The organism is Sandarakinorhabdus oryzae (assembly GCF_009733735.1).
GTDB lineage: Bacteria > Pseudomonadota > Alphaproteobacteria > Sphingomonadales > Sphingomonadaceae > Sandarakinorhabdus > Sandarakinorhabdus oryzae.
This window is the reverse complement of record NZ_WNJP01000333.1, coordinates 1-1,153: the sequence shown is the minus strand read 5'-3', so window position 1 is coordinate 1,153 and position 1,153 is coordinate 1. Positions and strand designations below refer to the sequence as shown.

At 71.3% G+C, this 1,153-nt stretch carries 1 protein-coding gene; it reads right to left on the bottom strand.

The annotated features are described in order from the left end of the window. Positions 1–1,153, bottom strand: a 1,153-nt coding sequence (locus tag GJ693_RS17250) for a hypothetical protein (protein ID WP_197042300.1), incomplete at both ends; no start/stop codon positions are given.

Below are 1,153 nucleotides of genomic sequence, written 5' to 3'. Positions count from 1 at the left end.
GCCAGCGACACCAGCCGCACCGCGACCAGCCCGGCCAGCGCCGGCACCAGCCATGGCGCGCGGCCCGATCCCGCACTGGGCCCCGGCATCAGCCCGGCGACCAGCACCAGCGCCAGGAACAGCGGCATGCGATCGGCGACATAGCCGCTGCCAAACAGCGCCGGCGGCATCACAACCACCAGCAGGGCCGCCGCCACCACGGCCGGCACCGCCAGCGCCGAAAAGGCCAGCGCCCGGCGGCGGGCGGCCAGCAGCAGGACAGCGCAGAGCACCGCCAGCCACAGCGCGTCAGCCGGATAGGACGGGCCTTCTGCCACCCGCACAATCGCCTCCAGCCGCTGCAGGCCCAGTTCGCGCAGTCGATCGAACAGTGCGCCCTGGGTCCGCAGCCGGGCCAGGCTTTCATCGGCGTTGGTGATGCCACCCGCTGCCATTACCGTGCGCGATTGCAGGAACAGCAGCGCCGGCAGCACCGCCTGCACCGCGCACATGCCCAGCCGCGTCGCCAGATCGGCCCGGTGCCGCCCCGGCTGCACCCGCCAATGGCCAATTTCCAGGGCGCCGATGAGGACCCCGTAAAGGCCAAAGGCCAAGGCGTGGCAGAAGAAGATTGCCACCGCCAGCAGCAGCGCCACGCCCAACCGCAGCACCGGCTGATCCCGCCGCGCCAGCCACCAGGCCGCCGCCAGCAAGGCCAGGCCCATACCCCCCAGGAAATTGGCAAATCCCCAGTTGAGGATCCAGCTGTAGAGCAGGGGGATCGTCAGCAAAAGCGGCGGCCAGCTGGTCTGCCCGGTGATGGCGCGGTTGAGCGCGGCCGTGCCGGCGAACAGCAGCAGCAGGATCAGGGCAGCCACCAGGTGCGGCAGCAGCGACACCGGCACCACCTGCAACAACGCGACGCCCACCACATCGAGGCCGATGTTGGGCAGCACAGCCCAGGCCGGGGCATAGTTGGCCGCCAGCGCCGGGCTGTTGTCGACACCAGCCAGCACCACCAGCCGCGCGATATGGTTGTAGAAATCGATCAGCGGCAGCACCGGGCTCACCGCCAACGGCAGCATGGCCGCCGCCAGCAGCGCCACCAGCAGCGGCAGGCGCACGGCGCGCGGCGTGGTGGCCGCTGCCTTTGCGGCCGGCGCTGCCCCGTTCA